Annotated in this window: 14 protein-coding genes; 10 read left to right on the forward strand and 4 right to left on the reverse strand. The window is 72.7% G+C overall.

What is annotated here, in order from left to right:
* The first annotated feature begins 26 nt into the window (after positions 1 to 26).
* The 5 genes from AB4K12_RS12805 to AB4K12_RS12825 all read left to right on the forward strand — a co-directional run bounded on the left by AB4K12_RS12805 (position 27) and on the right by AB4K12_RS12825 (position 4,305).
* Entirely contained in the window at positions 27 to 416 is a 390-nt protein-coding gene (locus AB4K12_RS12805) for a hypothetical protein (protein WP_368434311.1), read from the forward strand.
* A gap of 191 nt (positions 417 to 607) precedes the next feature.
* Positions 608 to 1,096 (forward strand): helix-turn-helix domain-containing protein, encoded by a 489-nt coding sequence (locus AB4K12_RS12810; RefSeq protein ID WP_086569586.1) that lies wholly within the window; start codon positions 608 to 610, stop codon positions 1,094 to 1,096.
* Positions 1,093 to 1,731, forward strand: a complete 639-nt coding sequence (locus tag AB4K12_RS12815) for a hypothetical protein (protein WP_368434312.1) — start codon at positions 1,093 to 1,095, stop codon at positions 1,729 to 1,731. The genes AB4K12_RS12810 and AB4K12_RS12815 overlap by 4 nt, the downstream gene beginning before the upstream one ends.
* Positions 1,724 to 2,935, forward strand: a complete 1,212-nt coding sequence (locus tag AB4K12_RS12820; RefSeq protein WP_368434313.1) for an MAB_1171c family putative transporter — start codon at positions 1,724 to 1,726, stop codon at positions 2,933 to 2,935. Before AB4K12_RS12815 ends, AB4K12_RS12820 begins: the two co-directional genes overlap by 8 nt.
* A 185-nt stretch (positions 2,936 to 3,120) precedes the next feature.
* The gene (locus AB4K12_RS12825) at positions 3,121 to 4,305 is read left to right on the forward strand and encodes a cytochrome P450 (RefSeq protein ID WP_368434314.1); all 1,185 of its coding nucleotides are present in this window, start codon (positions 3,121 to 3,123) and stop codon (positions 4,303 to 4,305) included.
* A 130-nt stretch (positions 4,306 to 4,435) separates the two neighbouring features.
* Here AB4K12_RS12825 and AB4K12_RS12830 read toward each other — a convergent pair whose 3' ends face one another.
* The 3 genes from AB4K12_RS12830 to AB4K12_RS12840 form a co-directional block, all read right to left on the reverse strand.
* Positions 4,436 to 5,026, reverse strand: a complete 591-nt coding sequence (locus AB4K12_RS12830; protein WP_086569578.1) for a YIP1 family protein — start codon at positions 5,024 to 5,026, stop codon at positions 4,436 to 4,438.
* A gap of 73 nt (positions 5,027 to 5,099) precedes the next feature.
* Positions 5,100 to 6,593: an APC family permease gene (locus AB4K12_RS12835; protein ID WP_368434315.1), complete on the reverse strand. Its 1,494-nt coding sequence runs from the start codon at positions 6,591 to 6,593 to the stop codon at positions 5,100 to 5,102.
* Positions 6,594 to 6,838: 245 nt separating this feature from the next.
* Entirely contained in the window at positions 6,839 to 7,045 is a 207-nt protein-coding gene (locus AB4K12_RS12840) for a hypothetical protein (RefSeq protein ID WP_368434316.1), read from the reverse strand.
* A 128-nt stretch (positions 7,046 to 7,173) separates the two neighbouring features.
* On the opposite strand from AB4K12_RS12840, the gene AB4K12_RS12845 reads away from it, so the two are divergent.
* The 3 genes from AB4K12_RS12845 (at position 7,174) to AB4K12_RS12855 (ending at position 11,795) form a co-directional block, all read left to right on the forward strand.
* Positions 7,174 to 9,564 carry an ABC transporter gene (locus AB4K12_RS12845; protein WP_368434317.1) on the forward strand — a complete coding sequence of 797 codons (2,391 nt, stop codon included), beginning with the start codon at positions 7,174 to 7,176 and terminating at the stop codon, positions 9,562 to 9,564.
* Between the two features lie 147 nt (positions 9,565 to 9,711).
* Complete coding sequence (locus AB4K12_RS12850; protein ID WP_368434318.1) at positions 9,712 to 10,896, forward strand: FAD-dependent monooxygenase; 1,185 nt, start codon at positions 9,712 to 9,714, stop codon at positions 10,894 to 10,896.
* Positions 10,897 to 10,931: 35 nt separating this feature from the next.
* Positions 10,932 to 11,795, forward strand: a complete 864-nt coding sequence (locus tag AB4K12_RS12855; RefSeq protein ID WP_368434319.1) for an Fpg/Nei family DNA glycosylase — start codon at positions 10,932 to 10,934, stop codon at positions 11,793 to 11,795.
* Positions 11,796 to 11,826: 31 nt separating this feature from the next.
* On the opposite strand, the gene AB4K12_RS12860 is transcribed toward AB4K12_RS12855, so the two are convergent.
* Positions 11,827 to 13,344: an alpha/beta hydrolase gene (locus AB4K12_RS12860; protein ID WP_368434320.1), complete on the reverse strand. Its 1,518-nt coding sequence runs from the start codon at positions 13,342 to 13,344 to the stop codon at positions 11,827 to 11,829.
* A 161-nt stretch (positions 13,345 to 13,505) separates the two neighbouring features.
* Here AB4K12_RS12860 and AB4K12_RS12865 point away from each other — a divergent pair, with 161 nt between their 5' ends.
* Positions 13,506 to 14,771: a sensor histidine kinase gene (locus tag AB4K12_RS12865; RefSeq protein WP_368434321.1), complete on the forward strand. Its 1,266-nt coding sequence runs from the start codon at positions 13,506 to 13,508 to the stop codon at positions 14,769 to 14,771.
* Positions 14,768 to 15,487, forward strand: a complete 720-nt coding sequence (locus AB4K12_RS12870; protein ID WP_368434322.1) for a response regulator — start codon at positions 14,768 to 14,770, stop codon at positions 15,485 to 15,487. The genes AB4K12_RS12865 and AB4K12_RS12870 overlap by 4 nt, the downstream gene beginning before the upstream one ends.
* Positions 15,488 to 15,493: the final 6 nt, after the last annotated feature.

The following is a 15,493-nucleotide window of genomic DNA, read 5'->3' on the forward strand; positions in this document are numbered from 1 at the left end:
GCGGTCCATGGGTGGGGAGTTGGCAGATGGTCGATCCGTTGTCTCTCGAGGCGATCACGACGGCGGTCACGGCGGCCGCCGGGTCGGTGGGTACGGAAGCGGGACGGCAGGCGTGGGGGTCGCTCGCCGACCTCGCGCGACGCGCCTTCGGGCGCGGCCGCCAGGAGGCGGACGGCGCGGCGGCCGCGCTGCCGCTCGACCCGGCCAGCGGGCCGCAGAACCAGGCGCTGGCCGCGCTGCTGTTCGGGCGCGCCTTCCAGGACGAGGCGTTCGCGGCGGAGTACCGCCGGTGGGAGGAGTCGGCGAGGGCCGTGTACGCGAGCGTCGACAACAGCACGGTCGTCAACAGCGTCTCCGGGGAGGCCCGGGTGCAGACCCTGTACCAGGGCCGGGACATCACCGTGCACCCGCACTGAGGCCGGCCGGCCCAACCGACTCGACCGGCTCAACCAGTGGTTAAGTCCTTCATGTGCTTGTTACCAGCAACGGGCTAGTGCTCGGCGTTCCTCCATGACAGGATGCCTTCGCGGCCGGATTCGAGCTTAACTGGCCGTGAGAGTTCGTTAAGCCGTGTGACATCACAGGGCGCGCTCGAAGGACGGGGCAGATGGCAGTCGGGGGGGACAGGCCGGGTTCGGCAGGTGACGCGGGCAGCCCGCTCGCGCAGCGGCTCAACTACCTGTTCGCGAACATGCACCCGCCGGGCGCGCCGTACACCAACGGGCACGTGGCCGAGGAGATCAGCAACGGCGCGGAGTACGGCGAGGTCGGCCTCACCGAGCAGTACCTGTCGATGCTGCGCAACGGCAAGCGCGCGAACCCCAGCCCGGACGTGCTGCGGGCGCTGGCGAAGTTCTTCGCCGTGCCCGTCGGCTATCTGATGGGCGATCTGTCGGACTCGCAGGCGGAACGGGTGGAGGAGGAGGTCCGTTTCCTCGTCGCCATGCGGGACCAGCGCGTGCGGGCCATCGCGCTGCGCTCGGTGGGCCTCCCGCCGGAGGTGCAGGACAGCCTCACCACGATCATTTCGCAGTTCCGGCAGCAGATGAACCTTCCGTCCGACCCGCCCGGTGCGGGAGGTGAGGAGCGCCCGTGACCGTCGCGGCGGAGGACCGGCTCTTCACTTACTGGCGGCGTACCGAGGACGAGGACGGTGCAAGCATGCGCGTGGGGCGGATACGGCGCCGGTGCAAGCAGCTCATCCACGAGCTCGCACTGCCCGCGTCGACCGATCTGCAGGGCATGTGCGACGCCGTCGCGGCACGCGTGGGCCGGCCCATCCACCTGGTGCCGATGAGCCTGGACGGCGTCGTCTCCGGAATGACCGCCACCACCGACGACGCGTACTGGGTCGTCTACGAGCAGAAGACCTCCCCCTGGCACCAGGTGCACATCGTGCTGCACGAGATCGGCCATCTGCTGCTGGGGCACGACCAGGACCCCACGGTCACCGAGGACGCCCTCAAGGTGTGGACGCCCTCCGTCGACGTGGCGACCGCCATGCGCCGCATGGGCCTGACCATGGGCCTGGCCCGGCACCACTGCTACGACAACCTCACCGAGCGCGAGACGGAGATCCTCGGCACCCTGCTGATGGCGAAGGTGGTCCCGCCGCCGCCCGGCCAGGAGGCCGAGCTGGAGGGCCAGGCCGCCGCGCTCGCCGCCTCCCTGGGCCCCGCGCTGCAGCACGTACGCCAGCGGCTGAGGGAAGGGGGCGCCACCGGTGTTTGACGTCCTCTACCTGACCTTCTCCGCCGTCACCTGGGCCATCGTGGGCTACAAGGCCCGCGCCTGGTTCCGCGACCGCGACAACGTCGACCTGGGCCTGACCGCCCTGATGACCTCGGGCGTCCCGATCGTCTTCCTGTTCTCCGCGCCCAGCGTCTACCGCGCGTTCGACCGGCTGACGGGCGTGGCGAACCTCGCCATGGTCTTCCTCTACTCCGCCGTGGTGCTGTTCGCCTCCGGCGCGACCGTCCTGCTGCTGCGCTGGACCAGCCACGGCGACGAGGCGGCCCGAGCCCGGGCGGCCGCGCGCTCGCGGTACGCGATGGCCGCCGTGGCGGTGGCCTGGACGACCGCGATCGTGTGCTTCGCCGTCGGCCGCCCCGACGCCGTGGAACACCCCCGCGACTTCAGCACCGCCTATGCCCACGCGCCCGGAGTCGTCGCCTTCCTGGTGCTGTATCTGGCCATCTTCGGCACCAGCCTCGCGGGCCTGGGCTACCTCTGCCCGCGCTACGCCGCCCAGCTGGGCCGCTCCTGGCTCGCCAAGGGCCTGCGCACGCTCGCGGCGGGCTGCTGGCTGGGCCTGGTCTACTGCACCTGCAAGCTGGTGGGCTTCGTCCTGAGCTGGTCCGGGACGGATGTGTACTGGCTCTCCAACGGCGTGGCGCCGATGAGCGCCTCGGTGGCCGCGCTGCTGGTCCTGCTCGGGTTCTCACTGCCCGCCGTCGGCCCCCGGGCGGCCGCCTGGCGCCGGCTGCGCCGCCTCGACCCGCTGTGGCAGGAGGTCACCGCCCACGCCCCCGAGGTCACCATCGAGACCTCCCGCTGGACGTCCCGCTGGCCCCTGGCCGACCTGGAGTGGCGGGCCAACCGGCAGATGGCCGAGATCCGCGACATCCAGCGCGGCGTCCGGCGCCATGTGGAGGCCTCCGCCCTGGACATCGCCCGCGAGAAGGCGGCCGCCGCCGCGCTCGACGAGCGCCGGGCGGCCGCCGTGGTCGAGGCCGCCGCCCTGCGCCGGGGCCTGGCCAACCAGCAGACCGGCCATCTGGCCGCACCGCACGCCGACAACGTGGTGATGACCGTCAGCGCCGACCCGGCCGAGGAGCACGAGCACCTGGCACGCGTCGCGGACGTCTATCACCACCCGCTGGTCGACGCCGTGCTCACCGAACTACGCGAGATCACCGCGGCGCGCCGTCCCTGACGGCGCGTCGCGGACCGGACGAGGCGGCCCTGGACGGGGGTCAAGGCCGCCTGCGACACCGGCCGGCGCCGGAGCCGGACAGATCGAGGATCTGCCCGGCTCCGGCGCCGCCGGTGCGAACACCCCGCGCGGACGGCGCCGGTGCGAACGCCCCGTCACCCGCCCGCCCTCTAGAGTCGGATGCCATGCAGCCCATCGACGTCACCGCGCTGATAGAAGACCCGTACGGCACCTACGCCCGGCTCCGCGAGGCCGGCTCCGTGCACCGTGTCACCGGCCCCGACGGCCGACCCGCCTGGCTGGTGACCCGCTACGACGACGTACGCCGGGCGCTGGCCGACCCCCGGCTCTCGCTGGACCGGCGCCACGCCCTGCCCGGCAACTACAGCGGCTTCTCGCTGCCGCCCGCGCTGGACGCCAACCTGCTCAACATGGACCCGCCCGACCACACCCGGGTGCGCGCCCTGGTGGTGAAGGCGTTCACGCCCGGCCGCGTCGACAGGCTCCGGGTTCCGGTGCGCCGGGTCGCCGACGAGCTGCTGGACGCCGTCGAGGCGGGCGACGAGCGCCGTACGGACCTGCTCGAGAGCTACGCGGGGCCGCTGCCGATCATCGTCATCTGCGACCTCCTGGGCGTCCCGCCCCACGCCCGGCAGGACTTCCGGGCCTGGACGGACGCGCTGGTCACTCCGGACCGCGAGCGGCCGCACCTGATGAAGGAGGCGGTCGCCGGGCTGATGGGCTACTTCACCGGCCTGATCCGCGCCAAGCGCGCAGAGCCCGGCGACGACCTGCTCTCCGACCTGATCGCGGTGCGGGACGGCGAGGACGCGCTGTCCGAGGACGAACTGACGTCGCTGGCGTTCCTCATCCTGTTCGCCGGCTACGAGAACACCGTCCACCTCATCGCCAACGCGGTGCTCGCCCTGCTGGACCACCCCCGGCTGCTGAGCGAGCTGCGAGCGAATCCGGACGGACTCGGAGCGGCCGTGGAGGAGATCGGCCGGTGGGACGGGCCGATTCCGCTGGCGATCCGCCGCTTTCCGCTGGAGGACATGGAGATCGGCGGCGTGCGCGTCCCGGCCGGTGAGACGGTGCTGCTGTCGATCGCCTCGGCCAACCGCGACCCCCGGCACTTTCCCGACCCCGACCGCCTCGACCTGCGGCGGGAGCGCTCGGGGCACCTGGCGCTGGGCCACGGCATCCACTACTGCCTGGGCGCTCCGCTGGCCCGGATGGAGACGGAGACGGCCCTCGCGGCGCTGCTCGAGCGCTTCAAAAATCTGGAACTCGACGTTCCGAGGGATGCGCTGAGGTGGCGTCCGGCGATTCGTGCACGTGGCCTGATTTCGCTCCCCGTCCGGTGGTAATCACGGGTCCGAACAGGTTTTTGGTGCATAACCCACCGTTGATGAGGTAGAACTGTCCTCGAGCCCGCCCGGTGTGCATCCCCCGTCGCACCGGGCGGGCCTTCGCCGTCCCGGCGCCGTGCGCGCGGGCTCAGCCGCTGCCGGGCGGGAACTTCAGCAGGGCGACGGCCGCCAGCATCTGGATGCTCACCGCCGCCACGGCCCTGTGGGTCGGCAGATGGTGCTGACCACGTATCAGCAGGACCGCGAGCGCGCACCCGAAGGCCGCCGTCACCGACGCCGCGGCCCGCACCGGCACCGACCCCGCGGGCAGGCAGGTGTCGAGGGCCAGCCGGGGCAGGTCGCTCGTCCAGAACAGGACGACGAACAGGCTCGCGGTCGGCGAGAACCGACCATTGCCGCCCAGCCGGCGCGCGATGGCGTGGGTGACGGTCCCCAGCAGCAGGCTGGCGAGCATCATCACCACCGACCAGATCGCCATCGCCTCCAGCGCGAGCACGGGACTGACGTCCCACTGCCCCCAGAAGGAGTCCTTCGCCAGCGTCCCCAGCGCCCCGCACAGCAGGGACAGGAACGCGGCGGCGCCCCACACGCCCCGGTCCCGGGCCTCGTCGAGCACCTCGACGGGCCGGTACCAGAGCCCGAATATCAGGCGGTGCCACAGCAGCTTGCGCGGCTTGGCGGCGGGGGTGGGCGGTGGAGCGGCACTGGTCAAGGGCATGGGTGCCGTTTTATCACCGTTCGGACCCGCCCGCGGAGCCCGGGCCGGGGGCGGCCGGGCGGCCGACGCCCCGTCAGGCGGGCGTGGCCTCCCGGGCTCCGGGGTCCGCCTCGCCGTCGGGATCGATGTCCGACGGTTCGTCGCGCCCCGCGCCGTGGAGGTATTCCTCACTGATCTCACGCGGCCCGAACGGCCACACCTTCTCGTACGCCGCCCACAGCACGAACGCCACACAGCCCGCCCCGACCCAGGCCAGCGACCACTCGATGGGGTGCTGCCCCGGTGAGCTCTCGTCCGCGTAGCCGTAGATGACGAGCCAGCCCGCCAGCGCCACCAGGCCGGGCAGCGGATACAGCCACATGCGGTACGGGCGCCGCAACCCCGGCTGGCGGCGGCGCAGCACGGTCACGGCCGCGATCTGGGCCAGCGCCTGCACGATCACCATGACCGCCATCAGCAGCTGGATGATCGCGGCCAGGCTGCTGTGGCGGCCGATCAGGAAGCCGACGCAGGCGATGACCCCCATCGACAGCAGGGGCCACACCGGGAAGCGGTGCCGGGGGTGGAGGGTGGCGAAGGAGCGGAAGAACACCTTCTCCCGGGCGGCGTCGTGGGGCACGCGGGAGCCGCCGAGGAGCCCGGTGAAGAGCGAGGCGAAGGTGGTGACGAGGATCAGCCCGGTGATGATCCGGGCCGCCGTGCCGCCCCAGGTCCGCTCCAGCATGACGGAGACCACCGCGGTGTAGGCCGTCGAGTCCTTCTCCAGCATCTCGTGCCAGTCGACCACGCCCAGGATGCCGATCTGGAGCAGCAGGTAGATCGCCATGATGCCGAGGATCGAGAAGACGATGGCCCGGGGCAGGGTGCGCCCGGGGTTCTTGATCTCGGCTCCCAGGTAGGCGGCGGTCCCGTAGCCGCCGTAGTCGTAGACGCCGATGGTCAGGCCCGCCGCGAAGCCGATCCAGAAGGTGGACTTCGAGAGGTCGAAGGCGCCGTCGGGGTAGGTGAAGGCCAGGTCCGCGTCGAAGTGGGTGAAGGCGGCGATGATGACCAGCGCGGCGCAGAGGATCATCACGCCCCAGAGCACGGCGGTGATGCGCGCGATGTTCTCCACCCGGCGCCACAGCAGGGCGACGACCAGCACGATCAGGGCCAGCCCCGTCACATCTCCCTGAGTTGGCGTCATGTCCGGCCAGAGGAAGCCGAGGTACTGGACGAAGCCGTACACGCCGCTGGCCATGGCGAGGGGGATGAACAGCATGGCGGTCCAGACGAACAGGAAGGGCATCAGCTTCCCGGTGCGGTACTGGAAGGCCTGTCTCAGATAGACGTAGCTGCCGCCCGCGCCCGGCATCGCCGCCCCGAGCTCGGCCCAGACCAGCCCGTCGGCCAGTGCCACGAGGGCTCCCGCGAGGAAGCCGATGACGGCCTGCGGGCCACCGAACACCTCGACCATCAGAGGGATGGTGATGAACGGGCCGATGCCGCACATCTGGCTCATGTTGATGGCCGTGGCCTGGAACAGACCGATGCGGCGTACGAACGCCACCCGTTGGCCCGGTACCACCGGTTCCGGCTTCTGGGGGCCGTGCTGTGCGTCTGCTGCCGGATCTCCCATGGCGGTCAGCCCTCTCTCGTCGTCCCCTGCACTCGTAGCACCGCCTTGCCTGACGCGTCCATCACCCGCGGGGTGTCGCCAGACTCTCGTCGCCCGGCCGACGGTCAGTCAAGATCTCTGCAGGGAAAGGAAAAACGGAAGGGAAGAAGCACGGCGCGAAGGGCTGACGCCCGGTCAAGCGGCCGCGTACCGGCTCATGGACGCGCGCAGCTCCCGATCGCGCACTCCTTGCCCACGCTGATGACGGGCGCGCCGGCGCCGGACGGCTGCTCCCTGACCACCACCCGGGTCGGGCCGCCGCAGGTCAGGCAGGGCCGGGAGGACGGATCGCGCTCACGGTCGATCGCGGCGGCGATCCGCAGGAGGGGGTCGGCGCCGGTGTCGGTGTCAGTGTCGGACATGGGCATCCCGTCCACTTCCGCGGTGTCTCGCTCTGCCAGAGGGTGCATCGTGGCGCACACCCTCTGATCACGTCAGCGCGTCGGGTCGTGATCACCCGTCCGTGGCGGTGGTCCTTAGGATCGTGCGCATGCACGACCCCTACGTCCGCGTGCGCGGAGCACGGACGCACAACCTCCGGTCCGTCGACGTCGACATTCCCCGCGACGCGCTCGTCGTCTTCACCGGAGTGTCCGGCTCCGGCAAGAGTTCGCTGGCCTTCGGCACCGTCTACGCCGAGGCGCAGCGGCGGTACTTCGAGTCCGTCGCCCCCTACGCGCGCCGGCTGATCCACCAGGCCGGCGCGCCCACGGTCGAGGAGATCTCCGGGCTGCCGCCCGCCGTCGCGCTCGAGCAGCGACGGTCGGCGCCCACCTCGAGGTCCTCCGTCGGCACGGTCACCACGCTCTCCAACTCCCTGCGCATGCTCTTCTCCCGGGCCGGCACCTACCCCGAGGGCGCGCCGCGGCTGGACTCCGACGCCTTCTCGCCCAACACCGCCGCCGGGGCCTGCCCCGAGTGCCACGGCCTGGGCCAGGTGCACCGCGTGACGGAGGAATCGCTCGTTCCCGACCCCTCGCTGTCCATCCGCGAGGGCGCGATCACCGCCTGGCCGGGCGCCTGGCAGGGCAAGAACCTCCGCGACATCCTCGACGCCCTCGGCCACGACGTCGACCGGCCGTGGCGAGAGCTGCCCCAGGAGGAGCGCGACTGGATCCTGTTCACCGACGAGCAGCCCGTCGTCACCGTGCACCCGGTGCGGGAGGCGGAGCGCATCCAGCGGCCGTACAAGGGCACGTACATGAGCGCCCGCCGCTACGTCCTGCACACCTTCGCCGACTCCAAGAGCGCCGCGCTGCGGGCCCGGGCCGAGCGGCACCTGGTCAGCGGGCCCTGCCCGCGCTGCGGCGGGCGGCGGCTGCGGGACGAGGCGCTGGCCGTCACGTTCGCCGGGCGCACCATCGCCGAGCTGACCGCCCTGCCGCTGACCGCGCTGGCCGCCACGCTGCGGGAGACCGGCGGCGAGGGCGCGGCCGCCCCGCTCGCGCGCGACCTGCTGGCCCGCATCGAGGTGCTCACCGAACTCGGCCTGGGCTACCTCGGCGTGGACCGCCCCACCCCCACCCTGTCCGCCGGCGAGCTGCAGCGGCTGCGGCTCGCCACCCAGTTGCGCTCCGGGCTGTTCGGCGTGGTCTACGTCCTGGACGAGCCGTCCGCCGGGCTGCACCCGGCCGACAGCGCCGCGCTGCTGACCGTCCTCGACCGGCTCAAGGCGGCCGGCAACTCGCTGTTCGTGGTCGAGCACCACATGGACGTCGTGCGCCGCGCCGACTGGATCGTCGACGTCGGGCCCGCGGCCGGGGAGCACGGCGGGCGGGTCCTCTACAGCGGTCCCGTCGACGGGCTGGAGCACGTGGCGGACTCCGCGACCCGCCGCTTCGTCTTCCCCGGCGGACAGGCCCCTCGCGCCCGTACGCCCCGCGAACCCTCCGGCGTGCTGCGGCTGCGCGGCGTCAGCCGGCACAACCTCCGCGACCTCGACCTGGACCTGCCCCTGGGCGTCTTCACCGCCGTGACGGGAGTGTCGGGCTCGGGCAAGTCGACGCTGGTCGGCGAGGTACTCGCGGACACCGTCGCGACGCACCTGGACGGTGGGGAGACGCTGTGGCGGGCGGAGGGCCTCGCGGCGGTCGGCCGGCTCGTGCGCGTCGACCAGAAGCCGATCGGCCGGACGCCGCGCTCCAACCTCGCCACCTACACGGGCCTGTTCGACGCCGTGCGCAAGGTCTTCGCGGCCACCGACGAGGCCCGCGCCCGCGGCTACGGCGTCGGCCGGTTCTCCTTCAACGTGCCGGCCGGGCGGTGCGAGGTCTGCCAGGGCGAGGGCTTCGTCGCCCTCGAGCTGCTCTTCCTGCCCGGTACGTACGCGCCGTGCACCGCCTGCCACGGCGCCCGCTACAACCCCGAGACGCTGGAGGTGACCTACCGGGGCGCGAGCATCGCCGACGTCCTGGACCTGACCGTGGACGCGGCCGCCGGCTTCCTCGCCGACGTGCCCGCCGCCGCGCGCGGCCTGCGCACCCTGCGCGACGTCGGCCTGGGCTATCTGCGCCTGGGCCAGCCGGCCACCGAGCTGTCCGGGGGCGAGGCGCAGCGCATCAAGCTCGCCGCCGAACTCCAGCGCACCCACCGCGGCCACACCCTCTACGTCCTGGACGAGCCCACGACCGGCCTGCACCCGGCCGACACCGAGGTGCTGCTGCGCCAGCTGCACGGGCTGGTCGAGGCGGGCAACTCCGTGGTGGTCGTCGAGCACGACATGGCCGTGGTGGCCGGCGCGGACCACGTCGTCGACCTCGGGCCCGGCGGGGGAGCGGAGGGCGGACGCGTGGTGGCGGCCGGTTCTCCCCACGAGGTGGCGCGGGCCACCGGGAGCGCCACGGCGCCGTACCTGGCGCGGGCGCTGCGCGAGGACCCCTAGCGCCGGGCCGGTCCGCGTCGCCCGTACCCGACTCTGGACGGGCGGGCACTCCTTCTGATTACGTCATGGGCAGATGTGCGATCGAACGGTTCGGCGACCGGTCGGCCGGCCGATCGCCTCCCACGCACCGGGACGGAGCGGAACGCCATGGCCCATGCCCTGATCGTCGGCGGTGGCATCGCCGGACCCGTCACCGCGATGGCCCTCCAACGGGCGGGCATCGACGCCACCGTCCACGAGGCCTACCCCGCCGGCGCCGACGACGCCGGCGCGTTCCTGATCCTGTTCGCCAACGGGCTGTCGGCGCTGGCGGCCATCGACGCCGACCGGCCGGTGCGCGCCTGCTCCTTCCCCTCCGAGGCCGTCGAGTTCCTCGGCGACACCGGCGCCACGCTCGGCTCCCGGCCCATCGCCGGTCCCGCCGACGGGCCGACCCCGCGCACCCTGCCGCGCGCCGCCCTCCACCGCGCCCTGCGCGAGGAGGCCGTCCGGCGCGGCATCCCCGTCGTCCACGGCAAGCGTCTCGTCGACACCGCGGTCAACCCGCACGGGACGGTCACGGCGTTCTTCGCGGACGGCACCCGGGCCGAGGGCGACCTGATCGTCGGCGCCGACGGCATCCACTCCCGCACCCGCGCCCTGCTCGACCCCGCCGCGCCCGGCCCCCGCCACACCGGACAGTTCACCGTCTCCGGCCGCACCCGCGACACCGGCCACCGCGTCCCGCCCGGCACCTACCGGATGATGTACGGGCGGCGGGGCTTCTTCGGCTGCACCACCGGACCCGACGGCACCACCTACTGGTTCGCCAACGTCCCCGGCGCGGAGCTGTCCGCGGCAGAGCTCGCCGCCCGCACCCCCGCCCGGTGGCGCCGCCACGTCGTCGAGGCGTTCGCCGACGACGGCACGCCCGCCGCCGCCCTCGCCGCCGCCACCGGCGACGACATCGTCGGCCTGAACGTCTTCGACATCCCCTCCGTCCCCGTCTGGCACGACCACCGCACGGTCCTGGTGGGAGACGCCGCCCACGCCACCGCGCCCAACGCCGCCCAGGGCGCCTCCATGGCCATCGAGGACGGCGTCGTGCTCGCCCGCTGCCTGCGCGACCTGCCCGACACCGGGCGGGCCTTCGCCGCGTACGAGCGACTGCGGCGCGAGCGCGTCGAACGGGTCGTCGCCCTGAGCGCCGCCATGGCCGGACGCGTCGCCCGGACCGCCGAGGAGCGGCGCGAGCGCGACGCCGGCGTCGCGCTCGACATGGCGCGGGACACCGCCGGCACCGCCGACTGGCTCACCGGCTACCGCATCGACTGGGACGCCCGCGTCCACTGAGTTGCCGCCGCCGCCCGCTGCGGCAGACTGGAGCCATGCCGGAGCTGCCGGAGGTCGAGGCCCTCGCCGGATTCCTGACCGAGCACCTTCTCGGCCGTACGGTCGAACGCGTCCTGCCCGCCGCCGTGAGCGTCCTCAAGACCTACGACCCGCCACTGTCCCTCCTCGAAGGGCGCACGGTCACCGCCGTGCGGCGGCACGGCAAGTTCCTGGACCTGGCCACGGACGACGGCCCGCACCTGGTCTTCCACCTCGCCCGCGCCGGCTGGCTGCGCTGGCGCGAGAGCCTGCCCGAGACGCCCCCGGCCCCCGGCAAGGGGCCGCTGGCTCTGCGGGTGCGGCTGGCGGGCGGCGAGGGCTTCGACCTCACCGAGGCCGGCACCCGCAAGCGGCTGGCCGTGTACTGCGTGCGCGAGCCGTCGGAGGTGCCCGGCATCGCCCGGCTGGGCCCGGACCCGCTCGCGCCCGGCTTCACCCTCGAGGCCTTCACCGGCCTGCTGCGCGGTGAACGCCGCCAGATCAAGGGAGTGCTGCGCGACCAGAGCGTGATCGCCGGCATCGGCAACGCCTACTCCGACGAGATCCTCCACGCCGCCCGCATGTCCCCCTTCAAGCTCGCCGCCACCCTCACCGACGCCGAGGCCGCCGGCCTCCACGAGGCGCTGGAGACGACGCTGCGCGAGGCCGTCGAGCGCTCGCGCGGGCACGCGGCCGCCGAGCTGAAGGGCGAGAAGAAGACCGGGCTCAGGGTGCACGGCCGCACCGGGGAGCCCTGCCCGGTCTGCGGCGACACCATCCGCGAGGTGTCCTTCAGCGACTCCTCGCTGCAGTACTGCCCCACCTGCCAGACGGGCGGAAAGCCGCTGGCCGACCGGCGGCTGTCCCGCCTGCTGAAGTGAGCCCGCCGGGATCCGCCGCCGGGGGCGAGGCCTACTGTCCGCCCGGCGCCCGGCAGGTCAGGTCCTCGGCCGGGAGCCTGCCCGTGGTCAGGTAGGCCGTGGCGTTCCTGTCCGCGCAGGAATCGGTGTCGGCGCCGAGGGCGCCGTGGCCCTCCCCGCCGACGACGGTGACCATCCGGGAGCCGCGCAGGGCCCGGTGCATGCCCTGGCCGGCGAAGAGGGGTGTCTGGGAGTCCCACTCGTTCTGCACGATCAGTGCACCGGCCTTGTTGTCTATCGTGGTCTGCGGCTCGCTGCCCTGCTTCCAGAAGGCACACGGCGTGATGGTGGCCGCGAAGTCGCCGTACAGCGGGTACCGGTCCTTGTCGCGTATCGCTTCGCGGCGGTACTGCTCGGGGTCGTGCGACCAGGTGCGGGTGTCGGCGCACATGACGGACCAGGCGATCGAGGCGTAGTTGTCGTCGGGCTCCTGGGCCTGAGCGGGCGTGCCGGACGGGTCCGGGTTCCTGCCCTCGGCAGCGTTCTCGCCCTCGGCCGCGTTCTTCAGCCCGGCGATCCATTCGGCGGCTTTCCGGACGTGGAAGAACGTGCGGTTGTCGGCGCGGATGCCGTCACCGGTGAGGGTCCGCCCCTCGAAACGGATGGGCTTGCGGTTCGCCCGCGCGATCAGATCCCGGAAGGTCTCGCGGACCTTGGCCGGGGTGTCGCCCAGTCCGTATGTCGTATGTCGCCGGGCGGTCCATTCGGTCCATCGAGTGAAAGCCTGTTCGGCCGCCTTCGCCATGTCCTGGAACATTCCCCGGTATATCCGCGTGGGGTCGGTCGCACTGTCCAGTACGAACCGGTCGGCCTGCTGGGGGAACATCTGCATATAGACGGCGCCGAGGTAGGTGCCGTAGGAGATCCCCAGGTAGGAGATCTTCTTCTCGCCCAGCGCGGCACGGATGACATCCATGTCGCGAGCGTTGTTGCGGGTGGTGAGGTGCGGCAGCTTGTCTCCGGCCTTGGCCTGGCACTTCTCGGCGAACGCACGTGCCCGCTCCACGTCCTTCGTGAAGGTCTCGGCCTTGTAGGGGCGTTCGTCCTGTTCCTCGGGGGTCAGGCCGCAGCTGACGGGAGAGCTCTGCCCGGCACCTCTCACGTCGAACCCGATGAGGTCGTACCGCCGTTTCACTTCCGCGGACAACTTCATCATCGGGTCGACGGGCAGATTCAGACCCGGCGCACCGGGGCCGCCGGGGTTCATCAGCAGAACGCCGCGACGGTCCTTGGCGCTGCTCGCCTTCAGCCGGGATACCGCGATGTCGAGCTTCTTGCCGCCGGGATCGCCGTAGTCCAGTGGCACCTTGACCGTCGCGCACTGAAAGGCGGCGGGTCCGTTCGCGTCGCAGCGCTGCCACGTCAGCCGCTGCTGCGTGTACTGCCGCAGGGGGTCCTCGGCAGTGGGCGCCCCGGACGTGGGAAAGGCCGTCGCGGGGGTCAGAGCCGAAAGGGAAGCCACCGCCGCGATGCCGGCCGTCAGAAGAGGTGCGATTCGTCTGTTGCGCACGATGATGCTCGTCCTTACCGGGGAGAGGCAGCCGGTCGGTCAACCGGTCGGACACGATTCTGATTTCCGGGGCCCCGGGTGCGCATCGCGGGAAGGCGGGAGAAAACACTCCCCCGATCGGGGGAGGTCACAGGCGGGCCACCCGGCCATACTGGCCGATTATGATCAAGAGAATGCGGCCGCTGCTGCGCGTCTCCTCGTATTCGGGTGCGCTGTTCGCCTGTTGCGGCGCGCTGGCGAGCCTTCTGCTGCTGCCTTTCGCGGCCCTGCCGGCGCTGGCGGGGCCGTCCTCCACCGATGACGTGCGGATCGCTCCGACCCTGCTGGTCTGGGCCGTGCTGATCGGCCTGGTCGGGCTGGCCGGCACCACGCGGCGGGTGCTGATCGTGTGCGCCCGCCGGATGCTGGGGGAGCCGTTGCCGGATCCCGTGGCCGAATGCCGGCCCGCGGGCGCCGGCCGTTGGCGGACTCCTCTCTGGCTGCTGCTGCACGTGGCGCTGGGGTGGGCCGGGGCGCTGGTGAGCGGGATGCTGTTCCTCGCGGCCCTGACCCTCCCGCTCGGTGCCGAGGCGGGGCTGAGCCTGTTCGGCCGGACGGTGCGGGTGCAGGACGGCTGGGGGAGCTGGGCGGCGGCGTTCGGCTGCCTGCTGTCGGCGGCGACGGTGTGCGTGGCGGTGACGAACGTTCTGCGGTGGGCGGCGCCCAGGCTGCTGGGGCCGTCGTCGGCCGAGCGGCTCGCGCTGGCGGCCGAGCGGGAGCGGGCGCTGGCCGAACGCAACCGGCTGGCCCACGAGTTGCACGACTCGATCGGGCACACGCTGACGGCGACCACGATCCAGGCGGCGGTGGCGGGCGAGGTGCTCACCGCCGACCCGGTGGCGGCGCGGGCCACCCTGCGCAGCATCGAGGAGTCGTCCCGGGCCGCGCTGGAGGACCTGGACTATGTGCTGGGCGTGCTGCGCGAGCAGGAGTCGGAGAAGGCCGAGACGGCGCCCACCCGGACCCTGGCCGACCTGCCCGAGCTGCTGAACCGGGTGCGGCACGCGGGCGCGGTGGTGGAGCAGGAGCTGTCGGGAGAGCTGACGCAGGTGCAGGGGACGCTCTCCCGGGCGGCGTACCGGATCCTGCAGGAGGGGTTGACGAACGCTTTGCGGCACGGGGCGGGCGGTCCGATCGAGGTCCGCGTGGCGGCCGCGCCGGACGGGCTGGAGATCGGCGTGGTCAACCGGACCGGGGCGGGGCCGGGCGCGGGGACGGACGCGGGTACGAGCACGGGTGCGGGCCGGGGTGCCTTCCCGACGTCCGGGCACGGCCTGCCGGGGCTGGCCGAGCGCGTGCGGCTGCTGCACGGTGAGATGGAGGCCGGTCCGCACGGGCCGCGGCACTGGCGGTTGGCGGTCCGGCTGCCGGTACGGTTGTCGGCATGATCGGCTCCGACACGAGCGCGGCCGTGACGACCGGCACCAGCTCCACCAGCTCCCCCGGCACCCCCGTCACGCTCCTGATCGCGGACGACGACGAGGTGACCCGCAGCGGTTTGCGCATGCTGCTCGCGGCACAGCCGGGGATCGCGGTGGTCGGGGAGGCCGCCGACGGCATCGAGGCGGTCGAACAGGCGCGGCGGCTCCGGCCGGACGTGGTCCTCATGGATGTGCGGATGCCGCGTCGCAACGGGATCGAGGCCACCCGGCAGCTGCTGGCCGAGTCGGCCGAACCGCCGAAGGTCGTGGTGATCACCACCTTCGAGAACGACGACTACGTCACCGCCGCGCTCGGCGCGGGAGCCAGCGGGTTCGTGCTCAAGCGGTTCCCGGTCCGGCGGATCGCGGAGGCGGTGCGGGTGGTGGCGGAGGGGGAGGCGATCCTCTTCCCCGCGGCACTGCGCCGGATGGTCGCCGCCCGCCCCCTGGACTCCGCCGAGGCGTTGCCGGCGGCGGCGCTGACGGGGCGGGAGGAGGAGGTGCTGCGCCTGATGGCCACCGGCCTGTCCAACCCGGAGATCGCGGAGACGCTCACGGTGAGCCTGGAGACGGTCAAGACGCACGTCGGGAACGTGCTGACCAAGCTCGGCGCACAGAACCGGACCCACGCGGTGGTGATCGCGTACGAGTCCGGTCTGGTGGTGCCGCGGTTCGCCGGCTGACGTGCA

This window comes from Streptomyces sp. C36 (assembly GCF_040932295.1).
In the GTDB taxonomy this organism is placed as follows: Bacteria; Actinomycetota; Actinomycetes; order Streptomycetales; family Streptomycetaceae; genus Streptomyces; species Streptomyces triculaminicus.

Bases quoted from the DNA above. Each gene is read 5' to 3' on its own strand.
- AB4K12_RS12805 (WP_368434311.1), top strand. From the start codon at position 27: ATGGTCGATCCGTTGTCTCTCGAGGCGATCACGACGGCGGTCACGGCG.
- AB4K12_RS12810 (WP_086569586.1), top strand. From the start codon at position 608: ATGGCAGTCGGGGGGGACAGGCCGGGTTCGGCAGGTGACGCGGGCAGC.
- AB4K12_RS12825 (WP_368434314.1), top strand. From the start codon at position 3,121: ATGCAGCCCATCGACGTCACCGCGCTGATAGAAGACCCGTACGGCACC.
- AB4K12_RS12830 (WP_086569578.1), bottom strand. From the start codon at position 5,026: ATGCCCTTGACCAGTGCCGCTCCACCGCCCACCCCCGCCGCCAAGCCG.
- AB4K12_RS12840 (WP_368434316.1), bottom strand. From the start codon at position 7,045: ATGTCCGACACTGACACCGACACCGGCGCCGACCCCCTCCTGCGGATC.
- AB4K12_RS12845 (WP_368434317.1), top strand. From the start codon at position 7,174: ATGCACGACCCCTACGTCCGCGTGCGCGGAGCACGGACGCACAACCTC.
- AB4K12_RS12850 (WP_368434318.1), top strand. From the start codon at position 9,712: ATGGCCCATGCCCTGATCGTCGGCGGTGGCATCGCCGGACCCGTCACC.
- AB4K12_RS12855 (WP_368434319.1), top strand. From the start codon at position 10,932: ATGCCGGAGCTGCCGGAGGTCGAGGCCCTCGCCGGATTCCTGACCGAG.
- AB4K12_RS12865 (WP_368434321.1), top strand. From the start codon at position 13,506: ATGATCAAGAGAATGCGGCCGCTGCTGCGCGTCTCCTCGTATTCGGGT.
- AB4K12_RS12870 (WP_368434322.1), top strand. From the start codon at position 14,768: ATGATCGGCTCCGACACGAGCGCGGCCGTGACGACCGGCACCAGCTCC.